At 47.2% G+C, this 4,515-nt stretch carries 4 protein-coding genes; 2 read left to right on the top strand and 2 right to left on the bottom strand.

Features of this window, described 5'->3' with window-relative positions; genetic code table 11:
• Together B3N33_RS02425 and aspS are read right to left on the bottom strand one after the other, a co-directional pair.
• Positions 1 to 133: (d)CMP kinase (locus B3N33_RS02425; protein ID WP_292592096.1), on the bottom strand; the 133-nt coding region annotated here is incomplete at its 3' end.
• 2 nt (positions 134 to 135) lie between these two features.
• Positions 136 to 1,935 carry an aspartate--tRNA ligase gene (gene aspS / locus B3N33_RS02420; protein ID WP_349682149.1) on the bottom strand — a complete coding sequence of 600 codons (1,800 nt, stop codon included), beginning with the start codon at positions 1,933 to 1,935 and terminating at the stop codon, positions 136 to 138.
• 78 nt (positions 1,936 to 2,013) lie between these two features.
• Here aspS and B3N33_RS02415 point away from each other — a divergent pair, with 78 nt between their 5' ends.
• Complete coding sequence (locus B3N33_RS02415) at positions 2,014 to 3,747, top strand: S-layer homology domain-containing protein (protein WP_292592094.1); 1,734 nt, start codon at positions 2,014 to 2,016, stop codon at positions 3,745 to 3,747.
• Positions 3,748 to 3,835: 88 nt separating this feature from the next.
• Positions 3,836 to 4,515, top strand: a 680-nt coding sequence (locus B3N33_RS02410) for an amino acid--tRNA ligase-related protein (protein ID WP_292592082.1), incomplete at its 3' end; no start/stop codon positions are given.

Genomic DNA, 4,515 nt, shown 5'->3' with positions numbered 1-4,515 from the left:
CCTCTCTTGCCTTGAGGGCAAGCGCTCTGTACATCGCACCGGTGTCTATGTAAGTGAAATTCAGTCTTGATGCTACAAGTCTAGCTACAGTCGATTTTCCTGATCCGGCGGGACCGTCGATCGCAATCCTCAAATCTAGTCCCCCGCGTCCCTTACCTGGAGCTTCAGAAGATCCAGTTGCTTGCGGGAAACCTCGGATGGAGCAGATGTCATTAAATCGGCACCGCTAGCTACCTTCGGAAAGGCAATAACCTCTCTTATAGATTGAGCTCCGACGATTATAGCAACTATTCTGTCTAGTCCAGGTGCGATTCCCGCATGCGGAGGCGGACCGTACTTGAAGGCATCTAGCAAGTAGCCGAACTTCTCCTCCGCCTCTTCACGCGAAAGCCCAATAAGATCGAATACTCTGCTCTGTATATCTCTCCTGTGTATTCTGACCGATCCGCTTGCAACTTCATATCCGTTGAGAACCAGATCATAAGCCTTGGATCTAACTCTTAGCGGATCGGTTTCGGCGTACTTTTCGAGGTCTTCTAAATCAGGCATAGTGAAGGGGTGGTGTTCGGCCTCAATCCGTCCTTCCTCCGAGTTGTAGGAGAACATCGGAAAATCAGTAACCCAGAGGAAGTCAAACCCCTCTACCGAAAACTCCTCTTCCTTAATTACCTTTCCTCTTATCTGTCCAAGAGCTTTGGAAAGTGCAACACTCTCGCCAATTGAGAAGAGCACTAGATCTCCTCTTTCCGCTTTGAAGAAGGAAATCATTTTCTCGAGTTCATCGGGACAATGCTTCAGAATAGAGGATTTCAAACCGTCACCCTCTACCTTTGCCCACATCAGACCCCCCAGGGAACTATCTCTTGCCAAGGCGGTATACTCGTCCAGTTTCTTCCTCGAGAAATGGTCCGCCTTACCTTTGACAAGCAATCCCTTTACACATTCGTCTCTATTTATCGCTTCATTTATGACTCTGAACTCAGTTCCAGCAAAAACCTCCGTGATGTCTCTTATCTCCATCCCATATCTGGTGTCAGGCTTATCGCTGCCATAAAGGTCGACAACCTCTTGATAGGTGAATCTCCGGAATGGAGTCGGAATATCTGCCGAGACAGCCTCTGCAAATGCATGCTTCATCAAACCCTCGGCAATAGAGAAGACATCCTCTTCATCTGCAAAAGACATCTCAACGTCTATCTGCGTGAACTCAGGTTGCCTGTCGGCCCGAAAGTCTTCGTCTCTGAAGCACTTTGCGATCTGGTAGTACCTGTCGAAACCAGAAACCATCAGCAACTGCTTGAAGATTTGAGGAGACTGGGGCAAAGCGTAGAACTTCCCGGGTTTCAACCGCGAGGGTACGAGAAAGTCCCTGGCCCCCTCAGGGGTAGATTTCCCGAGAATAGGAGTCTCCACATCCACAAATCCATTGCTGTTTAGATACTCCCTTGCCGCCTGCACAAAACGATGCCTGGTCAATACATTGCGCTGCATCTTCGGGCGTCTTAGATCGAGATATCTATACTTGAGATGCATCTCTTCTGAGGACTCTTCGTCTATGTTTATATAAATAGGCGGTACTTCTGCATCTGAAAGGAGTTCCAATTCGGAGGCAAGGATTTCGATTTCTCCTGTGGGGAGCTTCTTATTTACAGCATCCTCAGGCCTCTTTCTCACAGATCCAGTTACCGAAATGCAGAACTCGTTTCCCAGCTTTAAGGCCTGGCTATAGAGGTTAACATTCTGAGGACTGAAAACAACTTGCGTCAAGCCATACCTGTCCCTAACTTGAACGAACTTGATACCCCCAAGGTCCCTGATACGATCGACCCAGCCGTTGAGTGTTACTGCTTTTCCCGTGTCGGATGCCGTCAATTCGCCACAGGTGTGCGTCCTTTTCTTCAACACCAACACCTCCCACAGAGTTAATATTACCATGCCACTTTCTAGGATGGAATCTCGATTTGTGGTAGAATCATTTAGAATATTTCCTTCGGGGAGGTGTAGAAATTGAAAATGAAACTCTTACTTGCCTCACTGCTTATTTTCGGTCTGGCATTTACTTCAGCTTTCGCTGCCGTCAATTATGTAGACGTTAGTTCAAATCACTGGGCATACGATGCGGTGATGAGACTTTCTGACCTAGGCATTCTGACAGGTATTGTTCAAGCCGATGGCAGGACTTACTTCAATGGAAACGATCCACTCACAAGATATCAGACAGCGGTAATGCTGAAGAAGACACTCGATTATGTTGAGCTGAATTTCGCAAAGCATGGCACTGTTCAGCAGTCAGGTACTGTCGATGGAACTATCATGTCCCGTCTTGAAGCTCTCGAGCTTGCCCTTACCGATTCTAGCGGAAGGCTAATCGATACCATGGATCTTCAGTTACGGATCACTGCTTTGGAGAACAGAATCAGTTCTCTTGGAATTTCCACCAACGGGAGCGTATCTCAGAGCACTGTTGAATCCTTGAGGCAGCAGATCATGAAGTTCGTCGAGGACCTTTCTCTGACTACGAAGAAGCTCGATACTCTGGCCGTTGACGTTCAAAACGTTCAGAACTCCATGTCAAATCTTGCCGTCATGGAATCGAGAGTCAACGATGCTGTGAGAAGAGTTGATACTCTTAGCGGAAACATCAGCACAATCCAGAGTTCGCTTTCTTCAAACGAAAGATCTATATCCACTCTAGACTCTGCTGTTCGATCTCTCTCGTCTTCACTAAGCGACTACGATGCGAAGCTCAGTACGATTACAAACAGAGCTTCTGCAAACGCTATTGAGATCGCATCTCTAAAAGAATCAATGGCGACAGTGACTGCAAATGTGGCGACTGTTAGAGATCTTCAGAACAAGATTTCTTCACTGGAGAATCAGATCGCAAATGTGAGGCTTCCCGCCGATGCTGTAAGCAAACTCGATGAGCTTTCTGCGAGAATCAATGCGATTTCCTCTGACTACGCGAAGATCGGTGATTTGCAGAACTATGTGACGAGGACCGACCTAAAGGCGAATTTGAATCTCTACGCAGGTGTTGACGAGCTTGCCAAGGTAAAGAATTCGAACGAATTGCTTACCAAGGATATCGAGACTTTGAGGAAGGACTTCACTTCGGAAACCGGAATCATCAAAGGCGATATCGGCAATCTTCAGAGAAGCATAAACGCGATAAATGAAATCGTCACTATTCACGAGAATGAACTGGCTGGACTGAAGTCTTCTATCAGCACAGTATCCTCTCTGAGAAGCGACTTGAATGCACTGAATACGAAGTTCAACGCCCTTACCGATCAACAGTCCAAGAACTTCGCTGCAAGTCAGGCGAGTGTTGCTGAACTAGAGGCAAGGATGAATGAAGCAATGGATATGCTGAACGTCTCGGTAGATGCAAACCTGTCAAAGATTTCTCTCAGCATGGATACTATCAATACTCAGCTTGGAAAGAATGAGAGCGAAATCAAGGCTCTCAAGACCAGAACAGACTCATTGGAATCAAGACTGAATACAACCGTGGTGAACCTCGAGAGATATGTGAAAATAAGCGATCTGGAGACTCAGCCAGTAATCGTAAACCTCTCTGAGAGAGTAGCCGAAATCAACAGCGCAACGATTGATGCAGCCACAAAGCAGGATGTAGAGGCTCTTCAGAAGAAGACTTCTCCCTGGTTGATTCTTTCTACTGTGAGTTCTCTGGCAGCTCTTGGAATATCCATCTGGGTTCTTATTGACTCAGGCACAATATAGCAGAAGAGCTATCGTAATGATTGACCCGGGGTTTAGCCCCGGGTTTTTGCTATAATTGAAGCTGACGAGTTGTTGCTGGAGGTGCTTGATGAAAGTCGCAGAGATTTCTTCACTTAGTAAACATATAAACGAACACGTACAGATAAGGGGCTGGCTTAGAAGAAGGAGATCGAGCGGGAAGATTCAGTTCCTTTTCTTGAGGGACGGCTCAGGCTTCATTCAGGGCATCGTCGAGAAGTCAAGCGTCCCAGAAAGCGTATTCCAGGTAGCGGCTTCACTTAAGATGGAGTCAAGCGTGATTGTTTCGGGACTTGTGAAGGCAGAAGAAAGAGCTCCAGGCGGAGTCGAACTTTTCGTGGAGGATCTCCAGATTGTTCAGATCCCCGAGAAAGACTTCCCGATAAACAAACCGGATCATTCAATCGATTTTCTGATGGACAACAGGCATCTTTGGCTAAGAACGCAGCGGCAGACTCATGTCCTGAGGATCCGCCACGAGATTATTAGAGCAGTCAGAGAGTTTTACAATGACCGCGGCTTCATCCTCATCGACACACCTATCTTCACCGGCTCGATTGGCGAGAGCGCAGGCAATACATTCGAGATAGACTACTTCGATTACGGGAAGGCTTACCTCGCTCAGACGGGGCAACTTTATCTTGAAGCAGCAGCCATGGCTCTAGGAAAAGTTTACAATCTTGGACCGACATTCAGAGCAGAGAAATCCAAGACACGCAGGCATCTCATCGAGTTCTGGATGAACGAAGC

This window comes from Mesotoga sp. UBA5825 (assembly GCF_002432955.1).
Classification (GTDB): domain Bacteria; phylum Thermotogota; class Thermotogae; order Petrotogales; family Kosmotogaceae; genus Mesotoga.
This window is presented reverse-complemented; position numbering and strand designations above follow the sequence as displayed.

Excerpts from the sequence above, each read along its gene's own strand:
- B3N33_RS02415 (WP_292592094.1), top strand. The coding sequence starts at position 2,014 with ATGAAACTCTTACTTGCCTCACTGCTTATTTTCGGTCTGGCATTTACT.
- aspS (WP_349682149.1), bottom strand. The coding sequence starts at position 1,935 with ATGGTAATATTAACTCTGTGGGAGGTGTTGGTGTTGAAGAAAAGGACG.